The organism is Streptomyces sp. NPDC033136 (assembly GCF_055578235.1).
In genome coordinates this window covers 67,698-89,763 of sequence record NZ_JBVIPD010000003.1, presented here as the reverse complement: position 1 = coordinate 89,763, position 22,066 = coordinate 67,698, and the positions used below count along the sequence as shown (strand labels likewise).

Below are 22,066 nucleotides of genomic sequence, written 5' to 3'. Positions count from 1 at the left end.
CATAAACAGCTACATCGACTTATGTTCTGTCCCGATCATGGGGGCAAGACGGAGCGGGTAAGGCACGGTTACCGCATCGAGTGATGTGGGCGAACGCATGTCCGGGGGTGGGTGGCGTCCCAGGACGACGTGACGTGACGGCCGAGGGGGAGTCCTGCTGGACGCGCTGGTCATGCGCGCGCTCATCTGCCGCCCGCGCGCGGAACGACCCAGCCCTCGTCCACCGGGCCATGGCCGAGGCCATGGACACCGCCCTCGACCGCATCACCGAGGCCCAGCGCGCCGCCCGCGAGGAAGGCGCGACCGGCCGCCCGCGCTGGCCGGTCATCGTGCTGCGCACCCCGAAGGGCTGGACCGGCCCGGCCGAGGTCGACGGCGTGCCGGTGGAGGGCACCTGGCGGGCGCACCAGGTGCCGCTGTCCGGTGTCCGCGACAACCCCGCCCACCTGCGCGCCCTGGAAACGTGGTTGCGCTCCTACCGGCCCGGAGAACTCTTCGACGAGCGCGGCGGCCCCCGCCCGGAGGTGCTGGCCGGCGTCCCGGACGGGGCCCGCCGTCTCGGCGCCACCCAGCACGCCAACGGCGGCCTGCTGCTGCGCGAGCTGCCCCTGCCGCCCCTGGAGAGGTTCGCCGTCCCCGTAGACAAGCCGGGCGCCACGCTGCACGAGCCGACCCGCGTCCTCGGCGACCTGCTCCGGGACGTCATGGCGGGCACGGCCGACCGGCGTGACTTCCGCCTGGTCGGCCCGGACGAGACCGCCTCCAACCGGCTGCAGGCCGTCTACGCCGCAAGCGGCAAGGCATGGCAGGCGGACACCCTGGACGTCGACGAACACCTCGACCGGCACGGGCGGGTGATGGAGATCCTGTCCGAACACCTCTGCCAGGGCTGGCTGGAGGGCTACCTGCTCACCGGCCGGCACGGGCTGTTCTCCTGCTACGAGGCGTTCGTGCACATCGTCGACTCCATGGTCAACCAGCACATCAAGTGGCTGCGCACCTCGCGCAGGCTGCCCTGGCGCGCCCCCATCGCCTCCCTGAACTACCTGCTGACCTCCCACGTGTGGCGGCAGGACCACAACGGCTTCTCCCACCAGGACCCCGGCTTCGTCGACCACGTCCTCAACAAGAGCCCCGAGGTCGTGCGTGTCTACCTCCCGCCGGACGCCAACACCCTGCTGTCCGTGGCCGATCACGTGCTGCGCAGCCGCGACTACGTCAACGTCATCGTGGCCGGCAAGCAGCCCTGTTTCGACTGGCTGTCGATGGACGAGGCCCGGGTGCACTGCGCCCGCGGTGCCGGCATCTGGGAGTGGGCCGGCACCGGGAACGGCTCGCACGAGCCCGACGTCGTGCTGGCCTGCGCGGGAGACGTCCCCACCCAGGAGGTCCTTGCCGCGGCCCAGTTGCTCCGCCACCACCTGCCCGAACTGACCGTGCGGGTCGTCAACGTGGTCGACATCGCCCGGCTGCTGCCGAGCGAGGAACATCCGCACGGGATGAGCGACTTCGAGTACGACGGCCTCTTCACCGCCGACAAGCCGGTGATCTTCGCCTACCACGGCTATCCGTGGCTCATCCACCGCCTCGCCTACCGCCGCACCGGCCACAAGAACCTGCACGTCCGCGGCTACAAGGAGATCGGCACCACCACCACACCGTTCGACATGGTCGTCCGCAACGACATGGACCGCTACCGCCTGGTCATGGACGTCATCGACCGTGTCCCGAGGCTGGCCGTGCGCGCCGCGGCCGTGCGCCAGGGCATGCAGGACGCGCGGCAGCGCCACGACGTATGGATCCGCGAGCACGGCACGGACCTGCCGGAGGTCGCCGACTGGACCTGGGACGGCTGAATCCACCACGGCAGCGCACGACGGCGTGCGCGCTTGCTCACCGTGTGCGCGCGGCGACACCATCGTGATGGGTGTCGGCAAACCAGGGACCAATGGCCCTGGCCTTTGGTCCCAGGGGCAGGGAAGGATCACCATGGGATTCCGTGGGACTCCACCAGACCCCCCAGAGCACATCACGAGGAGTGACTGATGGCGGACAGCGAGCAGGTCGGCACCGGAAGGCCTGTCCGGGTGTTCCTCCTGGACGACCACGAGGTCGTACGGCGGGGCGTGCACGACCTGCTGGACGACGAGCCGGACATCACGGTGGTCGGCGAGGCCGCCACCGTCGAGCAGGCTCTGGTGCGGGTTCCCGCGCTGCGCCCCGACGTGGCGGTCCTCGACGTCCGCCTGCCCGACGGGGACGGCGTGACTGTCTGCCGTGAACTGCGCTCGCTCATGCCCGGCCTCGCCTGCCTGATGCTGACCTCGTTCGACGACGAGGAGGCCCTGCTGGATTCGATCATGGCGGGTGCGTCCGGGTACGTCCTGAAGCAGATCCAGGGCTCCGATCTGGTCTCGGCCGTGCGCACGGTGGCCCGTGGCCAGTCGCTGCTGGACCCGAGCGCCACCGCCAAGGTGATGGCCAGGCTGCGAGGCGGCCGGCAGCAGGAGGAGGAACCGGACGCCCTGCCGGGGCTGACCGAGCGGGAGCGGGAGATCCTGGCGCTGATCGGTGAGGGCCTGACCAACCGGCAGATCGGCCAGCGGCTGTACCTCGCGGAGAAGACGGTGAAGAACCACATCTCCCGGCTGCTGGCCAAGCTGGGCGTGGAGCGGCGCATCCAGGCCGCGGTCATCGCCACGCAGGCCCAGGACCGGCTGCGGCACGAAGGGCGCTGACACGCGCCCCGGGACGGCAGACCGCGACGATCCCTCTCAGAGCCCTTCTGCCGTCCCGCGGGCCCGGACGGCCCACGGCCCGTTCACCCGCCGCACCGGCCGGCACGACGAAGAAGGGGGTTGCACCAACAGGCTGCCCGGTCTCAGGGCGTACGCCGCCGGGCTGCCGTGTGCCCGAACCGCCCCGGTGCGACTGGCCGTGGCGGCGTGATCCCCGTGCCCTCCTCGGGCGCCGACCGATACCGTGGCACATGAGCCGACGGTGGTCGACTCCAGGCGGGAACGGTAGGAGGATCACGTTGGCAAGCTCCGAGGACACTCGGAAAGCTCGGGTGAAGCTGCCCCAGCTCAGGCTGGACGAGTTGCTGGAGGAGCTGCAGGCCCGGGTGGACGCGGCCCGGGGGACGCGGGACCGTGTGCACAGCCTGCTCGAGGCGGTGCTGTCGGTCGGTCGCGAACTCGACCTGGAGCAGGCGCTCTACAGCATCGTGGAGGCCGCGACCACACTGGTGGACGCGCAGTACGGCGCGCTCGGGGTGATCGGCCCGGACGGCAAGCGGCTGTCGGCCTTCCACACTGTGGGCGTCACCCCGGACCAGATCGACCGCATCGGGAACTACCCGGAGGGCCACGGCATCCTGGGCGAGCTGATCCGCCACCCCGAGCCCCTGCGACTGCCGAAGCTCTCCCAGCATCCGGCCTCCTACGGTTTCCCGCCGCACCACCCCCCGATGAACACGTTCCTGGGCGTCCCCATCCGGGTCCGGGGCCAGGTGTTCGGCAACTTGTACCTGACCGAGAAGCACGGCGGAGCCGACTTCGATGATGAGGACGAGTCGGTCCTGTCCACCCTCGCCGTGGCCGCGGGCGTCGCCATCGACAACGCCCGCCTGTACGAGGAGTCCAGGCTGCGCGAGCGGTGGCTGAGGGCGAACGCCGAGATCACGCACACCCTGATGTCCGGAGGCGACCAGGCGGAGGTCCTGCGGCTGATCGCCGAGCGGGCGCGGGAGATCACCGGCGCCGAGCTCGCCCTGGTCGCCGTGCCGATGCAGGACACCGACGCGCTCAACGTGGAACTGGCCATCGGCAGGCAGGCGGAGCTGCACCAGGGGCTGGTGCTGCCCGTCGAGGGAACACTCATCGGGCGGGCCGTCGCCGGCGGCGCACCGGTGACCAGCCCGGACATCTCGCGCGACGACGAGGTCTCGGCCGACCCGCCCCGCTTCGCCGGCCTGGGGCCGGCCGTGGCCGTGCCCGTGGGCACGGGCGACAGGGTCCGCGGTGTCGTCCTGCTGGTGCGCGAGACGGGCGCCGCAGAGTTCGCCGAGAAGGAGATGGAGCCCCTGCGGGGCTTCGCCGGGCAGGCCGCGGTCGCCATGGAACTGGCGGAGCGCCGCCGGGACGCCGAGCAGATCGCCATCCTGGAAGACCGCGACCGGATCGCCCGCGACCTGCACGACCTCGCCATCCAGCGGCTGTTCGCCACCGGGATGACCCTGCAGAGCGCCGGCCGCCTCATCGACAACGAACAGGCCTCGGAGCGGGTGCTGCGGGCCGTGGACGACCTCGACGAGACCATCAAGATCATCCGATCGACGATCTTCGGCCTGCGCACGCACGGCGACGAGCGGGCCCCCGGTCTGCGAGCCCGGTCGGTACGGGTGATCGGCGAGGCCGCGCCCGTCCTGGGCTACGCGCCCAGCGTGCGCATGGAGGGACTGCTCGACACCCACGTCCCGAAGGAGACCGCCGACCACGTCGTGGCCGTGCTGTCCGAGTCGTTGACGAACATCACCCGCCACGCCCACGCCGACCGCGCCGACGTCGTGCTGGAGACCGACGGCAACGACGTACGCCTCACGGTCACGGACAACGGTGTGGGCCTGCCCGCGGGGGGCCGTCGCAGTGGCCTCGCCAACATGGAGGAGCGGGCGCGCAAGCTCGGCGGGGACATGGAACTCCTCGGCCGGGACGGCGGCGGGACGCGACTCGTGTGGCACGCCCCGGTGCGGCAGGCGCGGGAGCCGTCCGAGCAGTGAGGACGCTGGCACCGGGGGAAGCGTCCCCAGGTGCGCGCGAGGCTGTGCGCCACGCCTGGCCAAGCCTCGCGGTCCGTTGGCGAAGGACCTGGCCGGGCCTGATCCTGGAAGGGCGAGCCCGGAGCGGACCCATCGAGCGAAACGGTGTCGTCATGCAAGCTCACCTGGGCGATCAGCTGATCGTCGAAAGCCCGGCCACCGGCACCGCCCGGCGCGACGGCGAGATCGTCGGTCTCCACCACGACGACGGAACGCCTCCCTACGACGTGCGGTGGTCGGACACCGGCCAGATCACGCTCGTCTTCCCCGGGCCGGACGCACATGTCCAGCACCTTCACCACGAGGGGGCGGCGGCCGGCGGGGCACCGGCACCCACGGACTCCGGGCCCGCCGCGGGCCGGCCGGGAGACGTCGGGCGGCGTGTGGCGGCCGCACGGCGCCGCAGTGGCCTCAGCCGGGAGGAGGCGGCTCGCCGCGCCCAGATGGCGCCGGAGTACCTCGCCTACCTCGAGGAGCAGCCGTCCGACCCCAGCCTCGGCACCCTGATGCGGCTGGCCGACGCGCTAGGGATCCGGCTCGTCGACCTCCAAGGCGGCGACCAGGACCTCCCACCGGGGCAGGGGCAGGCGCTGCTGCACCCCCGCCTCCAGGAACTCAGCCCAAAGGAGTGCCGCACCCTGCTGTCCACGCACGGTGTCGGGCGCGTCTCGCTGACCACCGCCGGCGGCCCGGCCGTGCTCCCGGTCAACTACGACGTCGTCGACGACGCCCTCGTGTTCCGCACCTCGGCCGACGCGGCCCCCGCCGCCGCCGTCGGCACCGAGGTCGCCTTCGAGGTGGACCACATCGACGAGGCCATGAGCCAGGGCTGGAGCGTGCTGGCCGTCGGCCTGGCCCGCGCGGTCACGGACCCCGACGAGGTGCGCCGCCTGGAGGAGCGGGCCCACACCGGCCCCTGGGCCGGCGGCCCACGCACCACGTGGGTGGCGATCCGGCCCGCGAGCGTGACGGGGCGTCGCATCATGCCGGCGGACCGGTGAGTGGATCATCTCGCCTCCGACGAGGGGGGCCGTGACCATCGCGGCGTGGCCGGGCCAGCCTCCGGTGCCCGCCGTGGCGCGGTAGCAGCCGCATCCCACCGCACGCCCCGCGTGCTCAACGGCCCTGCTCTCCAGGGCCGTTGGGTCCCACGACTGTGGACCCTCCGGCATCCGGCGCCGACCGCCGCGAGCCAGGAACGTGAACGGTGTCCGGAACCGGCCGGGCCGTCCGCGAAGGGATCACCGTCATGGCCGTGCACGATCACTCACACCGGAGTGCGGGTCTCCACCTGCCGTCGTTCCGAAGGAACCGGCAGTCCACCGCACCCGGAGCCACCGCGTCCGCACTCGACGCCACGCACACCGCGAGGGCGTACATCGTCGGTTCGGTGCGCATCCTCATGGGCTTCGTCTTCCTGTGGGCCTTCCTGGACAAGACGTTCGGCTTCGGTTACGCGACTCCGTCCGGCAACGGCTGGATCGACGGCGGTTCGCCGACCAAGGGATTCCTCGGCTCGGTGGCCGTCGGACCGCTGGAGTCCACGTTCCACGCGTGGGCCGGTGCGGCCTGGGCGGACTGGCTGTTCATGCTGGGCCTCCTGGGCATCGGCCTGGCGCTGGCCTTGGGCATCGGGCTGCGCCTGGCCGCGGTGGCGGGAACCGTGATGATGGCGCTGATGTGGATGGCGGAGTGGCCGCCTGCCCGGCACCTCTCGGACGGTTCGCCGAGCATGTCGACCAACCCCTTCGCCGACTACCACCTCGTCTACGCCGCCGTGCTGATCGCCCTGGCCGCCTTCTCCGCCGGCGACGCTCTCGGCCTCGGCCGGCTCTGGGCCAGGCTCCCCTTCGTCCGCGAGAACGGCTGGCTGCGCTGACCGGAGGAGAACGCGGTGGGCTCCCTCGCGGGCCCACTGCCCGGCCTGTGCGCCTGTGCGAGGGACGGTCGGGTCCCGGCCCGGGACCAGTGGCCCCTGGGGTTCCCGCCGCCCGCGTACGACCCTCGAACCAGAAGCCCTACCCGGAGGTTGAGAAGTATGTCCCGCACCATCACCGCAGGTCTCGACGGCTCGGCCGAGAGCCGGGCCGCCGCCGAATGGGCCGCCCGGGAGGCGAAGCTGCTGGGTTTGCCGCTCAAGCTCGTCCACGTCCGGCAGCCCGTGCCCGAGCCCGTCGCCCAGGCACCGCTCCCGGGAGCCGAGACCCGCCGGCACTGGACCGACAGGGCTCCCCGCGAGGCCGCCGAGGGGCTGCGGCTGCGGCACCCCGGCGTCGAGGTGGGTACGGAACAGCTCTCCGGCAGCCCCGCCGAGGCACTGTGCTCGGTGGCGAAGGACTCCGAACTGCTGGCCCTGGGCTCGCGCGGTATGAGCGGAATCGGTGGCTTCCTGGTCGGCTCCGTCGGCCTGGCCGTCCTGGCGCACGCCGAGCGGCCGGTGGTCCTGGTCCGGGCGGGAGGACAGGCGGCCGACGAGCACGAGATGGACCCCGTCGGCATCCCGTCGGCCGCGGCCCCATACCGGCCGGTCGTGCTCGGCCTGGACACCGCCAGCCCCGACGCGACGCTGATCGAGTTCGCCTTCGAGGCGGCGCGACGCCGTGCCACCTCCCTCCGGGTCGTCCACGGCTGGAACCCGCCGACCTACTACGCCTTCGGCGTGTCCGCCGACCCCGGACTGCACGGCACCCTCGCCCGGAGCGAGTCCACCGCCCTGGCCGAGGCGCTGGGGCCGTGGCGGCAGAAGTTCCCGGACGTCGAGGTGGCGGAGGAGTCGCGCTTCGGCAGCCCCTCCCTGCAACTGATCGAAGCCTCCCGGGCGGCATCCCTCGTCGTCGTGGGCCGGCGCATCCGGCGCAGCCCGCTCGGCGCCCACATCGGCCCCGTCACGCACGCCGTCCTGCACCACGCCGCCGCCCCCGTGGCCGTCGTCCCGCACGCCTGAAACACCCGCCCACAGCACCCTGAGGAGCACCAACACGTAGGCAGCAGTCGTCCGGGCCTTCGGTGGGTGCTCCTCGCCGCCTCGCACGAGGCCGACCTCCTCGTCGTCGGGGCCCGGCGCCGGTCCGGCCACCTCGGGCTCCAGCTCTCCCGCGTCGCCCACACCCTCCTGCACCACTCCGTCTGCCCGGTGGCGGTCGTACCCGGACCGGCGTGAGGTCAGAGGTCCGCCGTGCGGTCCGGGACGTACTTCTGCAGCTCGCGCGGCGGGCGCTGGTACCCGGTCGACGGCGGGCGCTCCGGCAGTTCCAGGACGGGCGGTGCCACCTGCTGGTACGGCACGGAGGCGAGCAGGTGGGCGATCATGTTCAGCCGCGCACGGCGCTTGTCGTCGCTCTCCACGACGTACCACGGTGCCTCGGCGATGTCGGTGTGCACCATCATCTCGTCCTTGGCACGGGAGTAGGCCTCCCAGCGGGTGATCGACTCCAGGTCCATGGGGGACAGCTTCCAGCGCCGCAGGGGGTCCTGGAGCCGGCGCTGGAAGCGGTCCTGCTGCACGGTGTCGCTCACCGAGAACCAGTACTTGCGCAGCAGGATCCCTTCCTCCACCAGCATCCGCTCGAAGATCGGGCACTGGCGCAGGAAGAGCTGGTACTCCCGCTTCGTGCAGAACCCCATGACGTGCTCGACACCCGCGCGGTTGTACCAGGAGCGGTCGAAGAGCACGATCTCGCCGGCGGCCGGCAGGTGCTCCACATAGCGCTGGAAGTACCACTGGGTGCGCTCGCGCTCGGTCGGCTTCGGCAGAGCCGCGATCCGCGCAACGCGGGGATTCAGATGCTCGGCGACCCGTTTGATGGTGCCGCCCTTGCCCGCCGCGTCCCGGCCCTCGAAGACGACGACCAGCCGGACTCCCTCCGCCCGCACCCACTCCTGCAGCCTCGCCAGCTCCGTCTGCAGACGCAGCAGCTCCTTCTCGTACGCCGTGCGCGACAGCTTCGCTGCCTTCTTGCCGGCCATGCCACCCTCCACCGCCCGGTGACCCGGGCATCCACCGCCGGGCCACTCCGTCCAGGTCGAACACCAGAACGCCACCGTACTGAGTGGCGACCGGCCGCGCATCCGGCCGGCACCTTCGGCGGTTCTGGCCGGACGACGCCCCTGCCTTGGGCCGATCGGCCCTCGAATCGGCCCCGGACAGCCCTGGGGCGCGGCGGCGAGCAGCCGGATGCTCGAAGTGTCGAATGGCCTGGAGGAGATCCGAGATGACGGACGACGTGCTCGACCGACCCACCGTCCACGCCGTCGTACGCCGAACCGCAGGCGGCGGCACGGGCGCTGGCCCACGCCGCCCGCCGGACGGCCTGGCTCGCCCGCCCGTCCGGCACCGTCCCGGTTCCCGAGGGAGCCGACACGGCGCGAGCCCGGCGGATCGCCGAGAGCTGTCTGGCCGCGCAGCCGGACGGCGGCTGGCTGGAGCCGCGTACCTGCGCGGAGCTGCTGGCCTGCTACGGCATTCCACAGTCGCCGTGGGACTCGACGGCCGAGTGGCCATGAAGGCCCACTGGCCGGGACTGGTGCACAAGAGCGAGCAGCACGCGGTCCACCTCGACCTGCGCGGCGAGGAGCAGGTCCGGGCCGCCTACCAGGACCTGCGGGCCCGGTTCGCCGGGGTGATGACCGGGGTGGTCGTGCAGCCGCTCGCCCCACGCGGGACCGAACTGTTCGCCGGGGTCGTCCATGACGGCGTCTTCGGACCCCTCGTCCTCTTCGGCCTCGGCGGGACGGCCACGGAGGTGCTCGCCGACCACGCCGCTCGCCTCACCCCGCTCACCGACTACGACGTGCACGACCTCATCACCGCCCCGCGCTGCGCCCCGCTTCTCCTCGGCGCGCACGGCAGCGGTCCCGTGGACCTCGAAGGCCTGGAACAGCTCCTTCTGCGGCTCTCCCGCATGGCGGAGGACCTGCCGCAGCTCGCCGAGGCCGACTTCAACCCCGTCCTCGCGACACCCGGCGGGATCACCGTCCTCGACGCGCGCATCCGCCTCCTGCCGCGCACACCCCATGACCTCCACCTCCGCCGACTCCGCTGAGGAGGGATCGGCATGAAACACGACAAGACCGGTACGTCGACGGCCACCGACGTCGTCCGGTTCGGCCGCGGGACACCGTTCAAGGAGGTGCTGCGGCTGCTGGCCGACCGCGGGATCAGCGGACTGCCCGTGGTCGACGAGGACGGACGGGTCACCGGCGTCCTCTCGGAGACCGACCTGCGACCGGACGCGGCCCGGCTGCCGGTCCGCGTCGAGCCCGGGCGCCGGCTGAGCCTTGCCGCACTGACGCCGTGCGCCAGGGAACGGGCCACGACGGTGCGGACCCGCACGGCCGGCCAGGTGACGAACGGCTCGCGTGTCACCGCACACGCCGGCGACACCATCGGGCAGGCCGCGCGCACGCTTGCCCTGCGACGAGTGGAGCGACTGCCCGTGCTCGACGGGACGGGCCGCATGGTCGGCATCGTCACCCGGCGCGCCCCGCACACGGCATTCCGGAGGCCCGACGAGGAGATCCGCTCGGAAATCGTCGACGAGGTGCTGGGACGCGCCCTGGGACCGGTGCCTCCCTGCGTCACCGTCCTGGTCTCGCACGGTGTCGTCACGCTGCACGGTCACATGGAACGCAGGAGTGACACCGCGGTCGTCGTCTCCCTGGCATGGCGGATCGACGGCGTGGCCGAGGTGATCGACAGACTCACCTACTGGATCGACGACGCGCGGCTCCGTCCCGGCGACCGGTCACAGCACCGGACGGCCGGCGACCGGCCGCGACAACCCTGAAAGGAGGCGAACCACCATGCCGAACAACGTGCTGGTCGCCTACGGGACGACCAACGGCTCCACGGCGGAGATCGCCGAATCCGTCGCGGCGGTCCTGCGCAAGCAGGGGCTGGCGGCGGAGGCGGTGCCCGCGGGAACCGTGACGAGTCTGGCGTCGTACGACGCCGTCGTGGTCGGTGGAGCCCTCTACGCGGGACGCTGGCACCGGGACGCCCGCCGCTTCGTGCGGCGCCACCGCAGGTCCCTGGAAGAGAGCCCGGTGTGGTTCTTCAGCAGCGGGCCGCTCGACGCCTCGGCGTCGGAGCGGGACATCCCGCCCGTGCCCGGCGTCAAGCGCGCGATGGGCAAGCTGGACGTCACCGGGCACGTCACCTTCGGAGGCCGTCTCGAGGAAGGCGCGAAGGGCCGCGTCGCCCGGATGATCCTGCGCTCCGGCAAGGGCGGGGACTTCCGCGACTTCGACGCGATCGAGACCTGGGCCGCGCGGCTGGCCGGCGAACTCATCGGCGACGAAGCCCCCTAGTGGGGCCGGCCCGACGACCGGCCGGGCCTTGTCCTGCCCGCCCTGGTGCCGGGCAGGACAAGGGATCGCCCGACCGCTGCACCGGATGAAGGACGGACTGGCTGATGTACGCGAACGACGGTTTCCGCGAACTGGACCGGCAGGAGTGCCTGCGCCTGCTGGCCACAGTGCCGGTGGGACGTATCGTCCACACCCGTCGTGCCCTTCCCGCCGTGCTGCCTGTCAAGTTCCGCCTGGACGACGACGGCGCGGTGCTGCTGCGCACCTCGGCCGCCTCGGAGCTGGTCCGCGCCATCGACGGCGCGGTGGTCGCCTTCGAGGCCGACGAGGTGGACGCCGCGGCTCACTCGGGCTGGAGCGTCGTCGTCACGGGTTCCGCCTCGGTGGTGACCGATCCGGTCGAGCAGAGGCGCCTCGCCGAGAGCGGCCCCCGCTCCTGGGTGCCGTGGCCCGAGGAGGTGCTGGTGCGCATCGAGCCGGACCTGGTCACCGGGCGGGAGCTCGCCGGCGGACGGACTCTGTACGAAGTGGCCGTGCCTGCGTCGGGCGCTACGCGGATCAGGCGGGGCGGCAGTCCGTCGACGGGCCGCTCATCGGAACGTGAGCCGGGCTGAGGGCATCGGACAGCCGCTCGTACAGCTCGAAGGCGCCGGTCAGGTCCGTGTGGCACAGGAGGCGGCGGAAGGAGACGCTGTCGGTGACCAGCCGCAGCCGGCCGTGCCGGGCTTCGGCCCGCCTGCGCGCCCGGCACAGTGCGCGCAGCCCGGCGCAGTCGATGAAGGACACCGTGCTCAGGTCCACGATCAGGTCCGGCCGCTGCGCGGCGGTCAGGGCGTCGAGCCGAGCGGAGAGCGCGGGCTCGGTGAGGACGTCGATCTCGCCGTGCAACTCCACGACGTTCGTGTCGCCGACGGGGCGTTCGGTGTGGCTCGGCAGGGTGCCGGTGTGCTGGTGCGCCATGGACGGAGTCAAGTCCAGGAGCCGCCCCACGCGGTAGGGCCACGAGGCCCTGTTGCCCGTCACGGACCGGGGCCGTTCGGCCCAAGGGACCCGGCGGGTACCCGCTCAGTGCGGGCTGCGAGTCCCCTGCAGCTCGCGCCCGGAGACCAACTCGCTCGTGATGCGCACGAAGACCGCACGGTGCAGCGGCATCCAGGAACCGGGCGCGGTCCGGGACAGCCGCTCGTGTTCGGCGGGGTCCGTCACTACCCTGGCCCGCCCTGTGACGACCACACTCCACCCGGACCGGGTCGCCGCGGTGAACTCGTCCGCCTCGAAGGCGACGACGACACCGTCGACGGCGCGTACGAGGTCGGAGCCGGCGGAGGTGCACAGGATGACCGAGGCGTCCGTGTCCAGGGAGAAGTTCAGCGGGAGGACCGCGGGCAGGGCCTGCTGGGTATACACCAGGCGGCCCACTGGCACCTTCGCCAGCAGGCGCAGGCACTCCTGCCGGTCGAGGGAGCGAAAGCCGTCGTTCTGCAACATCAGACCATCGTCCGTCCGGGCGCCGCGAGGCAGTAGGGCCGGTCGGCCCTCATCCGGGCCCGCGAAAACCGCCCGCGGCCGGGTGGCAGCCCGGCACCGCCAACGGCGTGCCCCGGACCTGCCGGGGCTGCGCGCCTCGCACCTTGAGGCGAGCGGCCCGCCGCGTCCCCGCGCCGCCGGCCGCGGCGACCCTCTCGGGCCGGTGGAGGGGACCGGCCGGCCCATGCGCCTCCCACCGGTCCGCGCGAAGCTGGAAATGCGGTGCATTCCCGGCATCGCGCCTCTGCCAGGAAAGTGGGAACGCCATGAAGGGCTACGTGTTCCACGGCCCCGGACAGTCCGCCTGGGAGGACGTCCCGGACCCCGCTGTCAAGGAGGCGACCGACGCCATCGTGCGCGTCGACGCCGTCACCATTTGCGGTACCGATCTGCACATCCTCAAAGGCGACGTGCCCGAGGTGCGCCCGGGCACGGTGCTGGGGCACGAGGCGGTCGGTGAGATCGTCGATGTCGGCGGTGACGTGCGCACGGTGCGGCCGGGGGACCGGGTGCTGGTCTCCTGCATCACCGCCTGCGGCCGCTGCCGCTACTGCCGCGAGGGCGTGTACGGCCAGTGCCGGGGCGGCGGTGGCTGGATCCTGGGCCACCTGATCGACGGGACCCAGGCCGAGTACGTCCGCGTGCCGTACGCCGACCTGTCCGTGCACCCGCTGCCAAGCGCCCTGGACAGCGAGGACGCCGTGCTGCTGGCCGACATCTTTCCCACCGCCTACGAGGTCGGTGTCCTCAACGGGCACGTACGGCCCGGGGACACCGTCGCCGTCGTGGGCGCCGGCCCCATCGGACTCGCGGCCATCGCCACGGCGCGGCTGTTCGCACCGGAGCGGATCGTCGCCGTGGACCTCGCCGCCGCGCGGCTGGACGAGGCCAGACGGCTCGGCGCGGGCGCCGTGGCCGACGCCCGGGAAGCCCCCGAGCAGCTGATCTCGGACCTCACCGAAGGGCTGGGCGCGGACGTCGTCGTCGAGGCCGTGGGCGTACCCGAGGCCTTCGAGCTCTGCACCAGGATGGTGCGGCCCGGCGGGAACGTGGCCAACGTGGGTGTGCACGGCAAGCCCGCGACCCTGCACCTGGAAGACCTGTGGATCAAGAACGTGACCATCACCACGGGCCTGGTCGACACGTACTCCACGCCCACCCTGCTCAAGATGGCCGCCGCCGGCCGGCTGCCCACCGGGCAGCTGGTCACGCACACCTTCCCGCTGAACCACATGGAGGAGGCGTACGACGTCTTCGCCCGGGCCGCCGACACCGGCGCACTCAAGATCGTGCTCGGTGGAGACCGGCACCAGGAGGTCGTCCCCGTCGAGGCGGCCTGACGAAGGAGGACTGCCCGGTGACGAGAGGGTGGGAACGATGACGATGGAACTGCCCCTGGTTGTGGGCGTCGACGGATCGGACGGCAGTCTGCAGGCGGTCGACTGGGCGGTGGACGAAGCTGCCCGGCACGGCCTCGCGCTGCGGTTGGTCCATGCCTCCCTGTGGGAGCGGTACGAGGGCATCGTGCCGTCGCTCGGTGCGGACCGCCCGACGGGACAGGTGATGGCCGACCACATCGTTGCCTCCGCCGCGGAGCGTGCCGGCCGGCGCAACCCGGACGTGAAGGTGTCCACCGAGGTCGTCCTGGCCGAGGCGGCGGACGCGCTCCTGCACGAGGGCAACAACGCCACCGCCCTGATCACCGGGTCGCGGGGCCGCGGCGAGCTGAAGGGACTGCTGCTCGGCTCCGTCGGGCTGGCGGTCGCGGCCCGCGCGCACTGTCCGGTCATCGTGGTGCGGGGCGACAAGGCCGGCCTGGCGGGTACCCACGAGCGGATCCTGCTCGGCGCGGGGGAAGCGGCCAGGAGCGGGGAAGCCGTTCGGTTCGCCTTCCGTGAGGCCGAGGCCCGGGGGTGCGTTCTCGATGTGGTCCGGGCCTGGCGCTGCCCCACGCACGAGGGCGACGACACGGGCGCGCTCACCGAGGCGCTCGACCGGCACCACGAGGAGCGCGCCCGCGCCGAGCTCGACGAACTGCTCGGTGACGCGACGGCCGATCACCCGGGTGCCCGGGTGCGCCGTACGCCGGTGGAGGGGCCGGCCCGCAAGGTGCTGGTGCTCCGGTCGGCCGCCGCCGACCTGGTGGTCGTCGGAGCGCGGCGCCGGCAGGGCCACTTCGGGCTCCAGCTCGGCAGGGTGGCCCACACGCTGCTGCACCATGCCCGGTGCCCCGTGGCCGTCGTGCCTCAGCGGGTGTGAGTCCGCCCTGCCGGGGAGCGCGGCGGGCCCCGCGAGGAGAAAAATGGGAGAGCGTCGGGCCTCGCGCCCCTTGCGCAGAGGAGACAGCCTCGTGACGGACCGGACGCGGGAGTACGACGGCAGCCCGGAGCACGACGGAACCTGGGACTACGACGGCAGCCGGGAGCACGACGGAATGTCGGAGCACTACGGCACCTGGGAGTACGACGGTACCTGGGAGTACGACGGGTACCGTCCGTCCGACGAGCGGCTGAGGGAGTCGCTGTGCACGCTGGGCAACGGCTACTTCGCCACCCGCGGGGCGCTGCCCGAGTGCGCCGCGGACGACGTGCACTATCCGGGCACGTACGTAGCCGGCTGCTACAACCGGCTGACCTCCGAGGTCGCCGGACGCCAGGTCGAGAACGAGGACCTGGTCAACGTCCCCAACTGGCTCCCGCTCCGCTTCCGCCTCACGGGCGAGCAGTGGCTCACACCCGACACGGCGACCGTCATGGAACACCGTCAGACCCTCCACCTGGACTCGGGACTGCTGGAACGCCGCACCCGGTACGCCCTCGGCCCGGCACGCGTGCTGTCCGTACGGCAGCAGCGACTGGTGCACATGGCCGACCCCCACCTCGCGGCGCTGCGCACCGAGTTCACCGCCGAGGACTTCTCCGGTGAGCTGGAGGTCGAGGCCGCGCTCGACGGGGACGTCACCAATGCCGGGGTGCCGCGTTACCGGGACCTGGACGGGCGCCACCTGACCCACGTGCAGACCGGCACCGACGTGCCCGGCACGGTGTGGCTGCGCTGCCGGACCCGCACCTCGGACATCCGCATCGGCATGGCCGCCCGGCTCACGGCCCAGGCACCGGTCACGGACGCGCACGAACCGGCGCGCGCGGTCCAGCGCCTCGTGCTGTCCCTGACACCTGGCCGGACCGCCACCGTCGAGAAGACCATCGCCCTGCACACCTCGCACGACCCCGCGATCAGCGACCCGCTTCAGGCAGCCGCCGAGCGGGTGAGCGCGGCACCGGGTTTCGGCGAACTGGTGACGTCCCACCGCACCGCCTGGAACCAGCTGTGGCGCCGGGCCGGGCTCGACGTCCCCGGGGAAGCGGGCCACATCCTGCGCCTGCACCTCTTCCATGTGCTCCAGACCCTCTCCCCGCACACCGCCGACCTGGACGTCGGCGTTCCCGCGCGCGGCCTGCACGGCGAGGCCTACCGCGGGCACGTCTTCTGGGACGAGCTGTTCGTCCTGCCGTATCTGAACCTGCATTTCCCCGAGGTGTCCCGCGCCCTGCTCCACTACCGCCACCGGCGCCTGGACCGGGCCCGCTCCTCGGCCCGGGCCATCGGCCGACGCGGCGCTCTCTACCCGTGGCAGAGTGGCAGCGACGGACGCGAGGAGACACAGCAACTGCACCTCAACCCGCGCTCGGGCCGTTGGCTGCCCGACCACACGCACCTTCAGCACCATGTCGGATCGGCGATCGCCTACAACGTGTGGCAGTACTGCGAGGCCGGCGGCGACGCCGAGTTCCTCCACACCAAGGGCGCCGAGATGCTGCTGCACATCGCGCGCTTCTGGGCCGACTCGGCGACTTGGGACAAGGCCTCGGGGCGGCACCGCATCCGGGGCGTGGTCGGCCCCGACGAGTACCACGAGGCGTACCCCGGCGCGGAGCGGCCCGGCCTGGACGACAACGCGTACACCAATGTCATGGCCGCCTGGGTCCTCACCCGCACCGTGGAGCTGCTGCGCACGTTGCCCGAACCCCGCCGCCGCGAACTCGCCGAGCGCACCGCCCTCGACGAGGGCGAACCGGAGCACTGGGAGGACCTCTCCCGCACGCTCCACATCCCCTTCCACGACGGCGTCATCAGCCAGTTCGAGGGCTACGGCGACCTCACGGAACTCGACTGGGACGACTACCGCAAGCGGTACGACGACATCCGGCGCCTGGACCGGATCCTGGAAGCGGAGGGCGACACCGTCAACCGCTACAAGGCGTCGAAACAGGCCGACGTGCTCATGCTCGGGTACCTCTTCTCACCGGACGAACTCCAGCAGCTCTTCGACCGGTTGGGCTACCGGCTGGACGAGGAGACCTGGCGGCGCACGGTCGACTACTACCTCGCCCGCACCAGCCACGGCTCCACCCTCAGCGGCCTGGTCCACGGCTGGGTCCTGGCCCGGTGCCGACGCGCCGAAGCGTGGACGTTCTGCCAGGAGGCCCTGCGCGGCGACATCGCCGACCTGCAGGGCGGCACCACCGGCGAGGGCATCCACCTGGGCGCCATGGCCGGCACCCTCGACTTCGTCCAGCGGGGGCTCACCGGCCTGGAGACCCGCTCCGGGGCACTGTGGCTGAACCCCGTTCCGCTGCCCGAGCTCTCCTCGTACGGCTTCTCCATCCGCTACCAGGGCCACTGGGGCATCCGGCTGCGGCTGACGAGCGGACGACTGGAGATCGCCGTGCCCCCGTCCTCCCTCATGCCGATCGACATCGAACTGCCCGACCGCGCGGTCAGCGTCCAGCCGGGGGAGACGTGCCGGCTGCTCCTCGCCGAATGACGGCGGTCCGCAAGTGCTCCGGCACTCCCGCGGCGACGGCGGCGTCGCGCACGATGCGGGCGGCTTCGGCGCTCCATCAGCCGGGCTGCGTCCGGGACGGTCTGCTCCGGGTGCACGGTGATCGCGGGATTCGACATCACGTCCGCCGCCAGGACGGCACGGGACGGCTCGGTCTCGGCCCGACGCGCCTGCGCGCGCACGAGGTCGGTGCCGGAGACGACGCCGAGCACCTTGTCGTCGTCGAGCACCGGCACTCCGCTGATCCGGTGCCGGTCGAGCAGGCGGACGACTTCCTTGAACGATGTCGTCCGGCGTACCTCCACGACGTTCCTGGTCATCACTTCACCGACGGTGCGAGTGGGCACGGTGGTCTCTCCCTCACGAGCACGGCGGGGAGGGGGTGTGACGGCCCTGACTCCCCACCAGATCAGCGGGCGCCGGGGGCGCCTATCGCTCCGGACCGCCGCGCCACGGGGGCGGCGGGGCCGTCCTGCGGCTCGCGTCCCCGCGGTGTGCGACACGGTCCGTGCCGCTGCGCAGCCGGTCCTGCAGCCGGTCGGCGAGCTCCCGGGCGCTCGCCTCACGGGCGTGGACGACCACGAGGTCGTTGCCCACCCGGATCTCCGCGCCGGCGGACCAGGGCAGTTCGACGTGATGGGCCGCGGCCCTGGCGACGCGCACGACGCCGTTGGCGGGCGGAAGCCCGGGACGGTCCAGAGCGGCGCCGACCTTCTCCCGGACGTAGGCGAGGGACTCCTCGTCGACGTCGCCCTCGGCGCGCACGCGGACGGTGGCGCCGAGGCCACGGTTACCGAAGTCCTTGGCAGTCATGTGCTCCACTCCTCGTGATCGTCGCGACACGCCTCCAGGCTGTCGCGGGCCGTCTCCCGCCCCCCAGAGGCGGACGGCCCCGGAACCGGGGCCGGGAGTCCCGCTCACCTGCTGTCGCTCACATCTGCCCCCTTCAGTGCGGCCCGCCCGGCCTCCAGCCGTGCCACCGGCACCCGGAAGGGGGAGCAGGAGACGTAGTCGAGGCCGGCGGTGTGGAAGAAGTGCACCGAGTCGGGATCCCCGCCGTGTTCGCCGCAGACACCGATCTTCAGGTCCGGCCTCGTGGCGCGGCCTTCCGCGACGGCCATCCCGACCAGCCGGCCCACCCCGTCCCGGTCGAGCGTCTCGAACGGGGAGGTCGCGAAGACACCCTTGTCCAGGTAGGCGGAGAAGAACTCGGCCTCGACGTCGTCGCGGGAAAAGCCCCAGGTGGTCTGGGTCAGGTCGTTGGTGCCGAAGGAGAAGAACTCCGCCTCCTCGGCGATCCGGCCGGCCGTCAGAGCCGCCCGGGGCAGCTCGATCATGGTGCCGACCGGGCACGCGACCGGCACGCCCGACGTCGTGGACACCTCGGCCAGGACCCGCTCCACCTCCTCCCGGACGATCCGCAGTTCGCGGACGTCCCCGACGAGCGGGACCATGATCTCCGCCCGGGGAGTGCCACCGGCCAGAAGGCGCTGCGCGACGGCCTCACCGATCGCCCGGACCTGCATGCCGACCAGGCCGGGAACCACCAGGCCGAGGCGCACGCCCCGCAGCCCGAGCATCGGGTTCTCCTCGTGCATCCGGTTCACCGCGCTCAGCAGCTCCACGTCGTGCGCGGCAGGCACCTCCCCCCGGGCCTCGGCGGTGGCGATCCGCACCGCCAGTTCGGTGAGGTCCGGCAGGAACTCGTGCAGCGGCGGGTCCAGCAGGCGGATGGTGACCGGCAGGCCGTCCATCGCCTCGAGGATGCCCGTGAAGTCTTCCCTCTGGAGCGGGAGCAGGGCTGCCAGCGCCCGGTCCCGCTGTGCGTCCGTGCCGGCCAGGATCATCTCCTCGACCAGCTTGCGGCGGTCGCCGAGGAACATGTGCTCCGTACGGCACAGGCCGATGCCCTGGGCGCCGAACCGGCGCGCGCGGACGGCGTCCTCCGGGGTGTCGGCGTTGGCCCGCACCTCCATCCGCCGCACGATGTCGGCCCGGGCCAGGGCACGGGCCACGGAGTCGACCAGACCGTCCGTTCCCTGTTCGGTCGCACCGGCTTCCAGGAAGCGGAGGACCGCTGAGTCCACCAGCGGCACGGAGCCCGCGTACACGGCACCCACGGAGCCGTCCACGGACAGGACCGTGCCCTCCTCGACGACGGTGCCGCCCGGTGCGGTGAAGCGCCGCGCCTGAAGGTCCACGGAGAGTTCCTCGGCACCGCAGACGCAGACCTTGCCCATCCCGCGCGCCACGACGGCCGCATGGCTCGTCTTGCCGCCCCGGCTGGTGAGCACCGCCTGGGCGGCGATCATTCCGGGCAGGTCGTCGGGGGTGGTCTCCTGCCGTACGAGGACCACCTTCTCGCCGGCCGCGGCACGCCGCACCGCCTCGGCGGAGTCGAAGACCGCGACACCGACCGCGGCACCGGGCGAGGCCGGCAGGCCGTGGGCGAGCGGCTCACCGGTCGCCGAGGCGTCGAAACGCGGGAACATCAGCCGTGCGAGCCCCTCACCACTCACCCGGGCGAGGCCCTCGTCCGGAGTGATGAGCCCCTCGTCGGCGAGTCCGGCGGCGAGAGTGAAGGCCGCCTCGGCGGTGCGTTTGCCGACCCGCGTCTGCAGCATCCACAAGGTGCCGCGCTCGATCGTGAACTCGATGTCGCACAGGTCCCGGTAGTGCCGCTCCAGGGTCCTCAGGTGCTCACGCAGCTGTGCGTACGAGCGCGGGTCCAGGCGTTCCAGCTCGGTTAGCGGCACGGTGTTGCGCGTCCCGGCGACGACGTCCTCGCCCTGCGCGTTGGGCAGGTAGTCGCCGTACAGGCCGGGGCGCCCGGTCGCCGGGTCCCGGGTGAAGGCGACACCGCTGCCGGAGTCGGGCCCGAGGTTGCCGAACACCATGCGCTGAACGTTGACGGCGGTGCCGAGGTTGTCGGCGATGTGCTCACGCCGCCGGTACAGCCGGGCCCGTTCGCCGTTCCAGGACCCGAAGACGGCCAGGACCGCCCGGCGCAGCTGCTCGGCGGGGGACTGCGGGAAGTACGCGCCGGTCTCCAGGTGGATGACGTTCTTGTACGTCTCCACCAGCTGGGCCAGGTCGGCGGCCTCCAGGTGCACGTCGTCCGGGACGCCGCGCAGGTCCTTGAGCAGGGCGATGGCCCGCTCGAACAGCGCCGGGTCGACGCCCATGACCGTGCTGCCGAACATCTGGATCAGCCGGCGGTAGGAGTCCCAGGCGAAGCGCTCGCTGCCGGAGACCTCGGCCAGCCCGAGGACGGACTCGTCGTTGAGCCCGATGTCGAGGATCGTCTCCATCATGCCGGGCATGGAGAACCTGGCGCCGGAGCGGACGGACAGCAACAGCGGGTTGTCCGGCTGCCCGAGCAATCGGCCCGCGGCGGCCTCGACGGCCGTCAGGTGCTCGGAGATCTCAGCCCACATGCCCGCAGGCTCCCCACCGCCGTCCAGAAAGGCCCGGCAGGCCTCGGTGGTGACGGTGAAGCCCGGCGGCACCGGCAGTCCGAGCCGGGTCATCTCGGCCAGGTTCGAGCCCTTGCCACCGAGCAGGCCGGCCATGTCACGGCCGCCCTCGGTGAAGTCGTACACGTAACGGGCCATGACGCTGCGCTCCTCAGCTGTGGGGCGTGGTTCTTCCAGCGTCGAACGCCGACGTGCTCCGCGCGAGGTACCGGCAGTCCCGACCGGGGGGCCGGTCGGCCCCGATGCCGCCCGCCGCCCCGCAGGGCCCAAAGGACTCGTGGCAGGGCAGTACGGCCCCTGGGTCTCCGCCCGCGCCGGGAGGAAGCCCGAAGACGAAGGCATCCGGAACCGAAGCCCTTCGCCTCTGCTGGACGGCTTCCTAACGGCCACCGGCATGCACACTCTCACGAACACTGCCGGAAACCGGCAATGTGCTGCGAGGGGTGCATCGGGCAGCATGGCTCGTGGGGAGCACGGCGGATGGTCTTGATGCCGGACACCGGCAGGTGCCCGGCACCAAGGACCGCGATGACCGTGCCCTGTCGGAGTCGGTCGAGGCGCGCCACGGGGGAGAGGGGGGGTCAGGACATGCACACCCTCCTGACAGCGGCCACGGGCCTGCCCACGATCGTGCTGACCGCGGCGCTCGTCGTCATCGCCTGCTTCTGGCTCCTGACAGCCGTGGGTGTCACCGAGGCCGGCAGCTTCGACGCGGATGTGGATCTTCGGGCCTGGCACATGGGCGGGGTGCCCGTGACGGTGGCCTTCTCACTGCTGACGACGCTCGCCTGGTCCCTGAGTGTCGGAGCGACGGTTCTGCTCGACATGTCAGCCCTCACAGGCCCGTTCGCCGCGCTGCTGCGCCTGGTCGTCCCCGTGGGGGCCCTGCTCGTGGCCTGGGGCGCCACCTGCCTGATCGTGGGTCCGCTGAACCCTCTCCTCCCGGACGAACCCGGGCCGTCGGCGCCGGTCGAGGTCCGCGACGGTGCCGCTGGACCATCGGAGGCCGACCGCCGGCATCGCCGTACGGGCTTCTCGCGCGACGGCACGCTCCACTCCCGGGACCGCGCCGCCTGACCGCGGCGCCGT

At 72.3% G+C, this 22,066-nt stretch carries 17 protein-coding genes and 4 pseudogenes; 15 read left to right on the top strand and 6 right to left on the bottom strand.

Translation table 11 applies throughout. The features are described 5' to 3' along the window. Positions 1 to 203: 203 nt before the first annotated feature. From ACZ5TL_RS06060 to ACZ5TL_RS06030, 7 genes and pseudogenes are all read left to right on the top strand, one after another. Positions 204 to 1,856, top strand: a pseudogene (locus tag ACZ5TL_RS06060) (phosphoketolase family protein); the annotation flags it as partial. A 189-nt stretch (positions 1,857 to 2,045) separates the two neighbouring features. Beyond that, entirely contained in the window at positions 2,046 to 2,738 is a 693-nt protein-coding gene (locus ACZ5TL_RS06055) for a response regulator (RefSeq protein WP_468588170.1), read from the top strand. Positions 2,739 to 2,989: 251 nt separating this feature from the next. Next, positions 2,990 to 4,780, top strand: a complete 1,791-nt coding sequence (locus tag ACZ5TL_RS06050) for a sensor histidine kinase (protein ID WP_468588168.1) — start codon at positions 2,990 to 2,992, stop codon at positions 4,778 to 4,780. Positions 4,781 to 4,932: 152 nt separating this feature from the next. After that, positions 4,933 to 5,820, top strand: a complete 888-nt coding sequence (locus tag ACZ5TL_RS06045; RefSeq protein ID WP_468588166.1) for a pyridoxamine 5'-phosphate oxidase family protein — start codon at positions 4,933 to 4,935, stop codon at positions 5,818 to 5,820. A gap of 248 nt (positions 5,821 to 6,068) precedes the next feature. After that, entirely contained in the window at positions 6,069 to 6,698 is a 630-nt protein-coding gene (locus tag ACZ5TL_RS06040; protein WP_468588569.1) for a hypothetical protein, read from the top strand. Between the two features lie 159 nt (positions 6,699 to 6,857). Beyond that, positions 6,858 to 7,763, top strand: a complete 906-nt coding sequence (locus tag ACZ5TL_RS06035; RefSeq protein ID WP_468588164.1) for a universal stress protein — start codon at positions 6,858 to 6,860, stop codon at positions 7,761 to 7,763. Between the two features lie 63 nt (positions 7,764 to 7,826). Beyond that, positions 7,827 to 7,979: pseudogene (locus ACZ5TL_RS06030) on the top strand (universal stress protein); the annotation flags it as partial. Between the two features lie 2 nt (positions 7,980 to 7,981). Here ACZ5TL_RS06030 and ppk2 read toward each other — a convergent pair. Continuing rightward, a complete protein-coding gene (gene ppk2 / locus ACZ5TL_RS06025; RefSeq protein ID WP_468588162.1) occupies positions 7,982 to 8,785 on the bottom strand; it encodes a polyphosphate kinase 2 in 804 nt (267 codons plus the stop codon). 276 nt (positions 8,786 to 9,061) lie between these two features. On the opposite strand from ppk2, the pseudogene ACZ5TL_RS06020 reads away from it, so the two are divergent. The 4 genes and pseudogenes from ACZ5TL_RS06020 to ACZ5TL_RS06005 all read left to right on the top strand — a co-directional run. After that, positions 9,062 to 9,861 (top strand): annotated as a pseudogene (locus ACZ5TL_RS06020) (acetate--CoA ligase family protein); the annotation flags it as partial. Between the two features lie 12 nt (positions 9,862 to 9,873). After that, on the top strand, positions 9,874 to 10,605 hold the full coding sequence (locus ACZ5TL_RS06015; RefSeq protein WP_468588160.1) for a CBS domain-containing protein: 732 nt from the start codon (positions 9,874 to 9,876) through the stop codon (positions 10,603 to 10,605). A 16-nt stretch (positions 10,606 to 10,621) separates the two neighbouring features. Continuing rightward, the gene (locus tag ACZ5TL_RS06010) at positions 10,622 to 11,128 is read left to right on the top strand and encodes a flavodoxin domain-containing protein (protein ID WP_468588158.1); all 507 of its coding nucleotides are present in this window, start codon (positions 10,622 to 10,624) and stop codon (positions 11,126 to 11,128) included. A 104-nt stretch (positions 11,129 to 11,232) separates the two neighbouring features. After that, positions 11,233 to 11,742: a pyridoxamine 5'-phosphate oxidase family protein gene (locus ACZ5TL_RS06005; RefSeq protein ID WP_468588156.1), complete on the top strand. Its 510-nt coding sequence runs from the start codon at positions 11,233 to 11,235 to the stop codon at positions 11,740 to 11,742. Here the strand turns inward: ACZ5TL_RS06005 and ACZ5TL_RS06000 are convergent. Together ACZ5TL_RS06000 and ACZ5TL_RS05995 are read right to left on the bottom strand one after the other, a co-directional pair. After that, positions 11,687 to 12,088, bottom strand: coding sequence for an STAS domain-containing protein (locus tag ACZ5TL_RS06000; RefSeq protein WP_468588154.1), 402 nt, complete (start codon positions 12,086 to 12,088; stop codon positions 11,687 to 11,689). The two genes, ACZ5TL_RS06005 and ACZ5TL_RS06000, sit on opposite strands and share 56 nt — an antisense overlap. Before the next feature lie 105 nt (positions 12,089 to 12,193). Then, the gene (locus ACZ5TL_RS05995; RefSeq protein WP_468588152.1) at positions 12,194 to 12,616 is read right to left on the bottom strand and encodes a pyridoxamine 5'-phosphate oxidase family protein; all 423 of its coding nucleotides are present in this window, start codon (positions 12,614 to 12,616) and stop codon (positions 12,194 to 12,196) included. A gap of 305 nt (positions 12,617 to 12,921) precedes the next feature. On the opposite strand from ACZ5TL_RS05995, the gene ACZ5TL_RS05990 reads away from it, so the two are divergent. The 3 genes from ACZ5TL_RS05990 (at position 12,922) to ACZ5TL_RS05980 (ending at position 17,483) form a co-directional block, all read left to right on the top strand. After that, positions 12,922 to 13,995 (top strand): zinc-dependent alcohol dehydrogenase family protein, encoded by a 1,074-nt coding sequence (locus ACZ5TL_RS05990; protein WP_468588150.1) that lies wholly within the window; start codon positions 12,922 to 12,924, stop codon positions 13,993 to 13,995. Positions 13,996 to 14,038: 43 nt separating this feature from the next. Beyond that, positions 14,039 to 14,914, top strand: a complete 876-nt coding sequence (locus ACZ5TL_RS05985; RefSeq protein ID WP_468588568.1) for a universal stress protein — start codon at positions 14,039 to 14,041, stop codon at positions 14,912 to 14,914. A gap of 175 nt (positions 14,915 to 15,089) precedes the next feature. Beyond that, positions 15,090 to 17,483 (top strand): glycoside hydrolase family 65 protein, encoded by a 2,394-nt coding sequence (locus ACZ5TL_RS05980; RefSeq protein WP_468588567.1) that lies wholly within the window; start codon positions 15,090 to 15,092, stop codon positions 17,481 to 17,483. Between the two features lie 65 nt (positions 17,484 to 17,548). Here the strand turns inward: ACZ5TL_RS05980 and ACZ5TL_RS05975 are convergent. From ACZ5TL_RS05975 to ppdK, 3 genes and pseudogenes are all read right to left on the bottom strand, one after another. After that, a pseudogene (locus ACZ5TL_RS05975) lies at positions 17,549 to 17,821 on the bottom strand (CBS domain-containing protein); the annotation flags it as partial. 109 nt (positions 17,822 to 17,930) lie between these two features. Then, a complete protein-coding gene (locus ACZ5TL_RS05970; protein WP_468588148.1) occupies positions 17,931 to 18,314 on the bottom strand; it encodes a hypothetical protein in 384 nt (127 codons plus the stop codon). 104 nt (positions 18,315 to 18,418) lie between these two features. Then, positions 18,419 to 21,115 carry a pyruvate, phosphate dikinase gene (gene ppdK, locus ACZ5TL_RS05965; RefSeq protein ID WP_468588146.1) on the bottom strand — a complete coding sequence of 899 codons (2,697 nt, stop codon included), beginning with the start codon at positions 21,113 to 21,115 and terminating at the stop codon, positions 18,419 to 18,421. A gap of 450 nt (positions 21,116 to 21,565) precedes the next feature. Here ppdK and ACZ5TL_RS05960 point away from each other — a divergent pair, with 450 nt between their 5' ends. Then, positions 21,566 to 22,054, top strand: coding sequence for a hypothetical protein (locus tag ACZ5TL_RS05960; RefSeq protein WP_468588144.1), 489 nt, complete (start codon positions 21,566 to 21,568; stop codon positions 22,052 to 22,054). The last annotated feature ends 12 nt before the right edge of the window (positions 22,055 to 22,066 follow it).

Excerpts from the sequence above, each read along its gene's own strand:
- ACZ5TL_RS06055 (WP_468588170.1), top strand. The coding sequence starts at position 2,046 with ATGGCGGACAGCGAGCAGGTCGGCACCGGAAGGCCTGTCCGGGTGTTC.
- ACZ5TL_RS06050 (WP_468588168.1), top strand. The coding sequence starts at position 2,990 with ATGAGCCGACGGTGGTCGACTCCAGGCGGGAACGGTAGGAGGATCACG.
- ACZ5TL_RS06045 (WP_468588166.1), top strand. The coding sequence starts at position 4,933 with ATGCAAGCTCACCTGGGCGATCAGCTGATCGTCGAAAGCCCGGCCACC.
- ACZ5TL_RS06040 (WP_468588569.1), top strand. The coding sequence starts at position 6,069 with ATGGCCGTGCACGATCACTCACACCGGAGTGCGGGTCTCCACCTGCCG.
- ACZ5TL_RS06035 (WP_468588164.1), top strand. The coding sequence starts at position 6,858 with ATGTCCCGCACCATCACCGCAGGTCTCGACGGCTCGGCCGAGAGCCGG.
- ppk2 (WP_468588162.1), bottom strand. The coding sequence starts at position 8,785 with ATGGCCGGCAAGAAGGCAGCGAAGCTGTCGCGCACGGCGTACGAGAAG.
- ACZ5TL_RS06015 (WP_468588160.1), top strand. The coding sequence starts at position 9,874 with ATGAAACACGACAAGACCGGTACGTCGACGGCCACCGACGTCGTCCGG.
- ACZ5TL_RS06010 (WP_468588158.1), top strand. The coding sequence starts at position 10,622 with ATGCCGAACAACGTGCTGGTCGCCTACGGGACGACCAACGGCTCCACG.
- ACZ5TL_RS06005 (WP_468588156.1), top strand. The coding sequence starts at position 11,233 with ATGTACGCGAACGACGGTTTCCGCGAACTGGACCGGCAGGAGTGCCTG.
- ACZ5TL_RS06000 (WP_468588154.1), bottom strand. The coding sequence starts at position 12,088 with ATGGCGCACCAGCACACCGGCACCCTGCCGAGCCACACCGAACGCCCC.
- ACZ5TL_RS05995 (WP_468588152.1), bottom strand. The coding sequence starts at position 12,616 with ATGTTGCAGAACGACGGCTTTCGCTCCCTCGACCGGCAGGAGTGCCTG.
- ACZ5TL_RS05990 (WP_468588150.1), top strand. The coding sequence starts at position 12,922 with ATGAAGGGCTACGTGTTCCACGGCCCCGGACAGTCCGCCTGGGAGGAC.
- ACZ5TL_RS05985 (WP_468588568.1), top strand. The coding sequence starts at position 14,039 with ATGGAACTGCCCCTGGTTGTGGGCGTCGACGGATCGGACGGCAGTCTG.
- ACZ5TL_RS05980 (WP_468588567.1), top strand. The coding sequence starts at position 15,090 with ATGTCGGAGCACTACGGCACCTGGGAGTACGACGGTACCTGGGAGTAC.
- ACZ5TL_RS05970 (WP_468588148.1), bottom strand. The coding sequence starts at position 18,314 with ATGACTGCCAAGGACTTCGGTAACCGTGGCCTCGGCGCCACCGTCCGC.
- ppdK (WP_468588146.1), bottom strand. The coding sequence starts at position 21,115 with ATGGCCCGTTACGTGTACGACTTCACCGAGGGCGGCCGTGACATGGCC.
- ACZ5TL_RS05960 (WP_468588144.1), top strand. The coding sequence starts at position 21,566 with ATGCACACCCTCCTGACAGCGGCCACGGGCCTGCCCACGATCGTGCTG.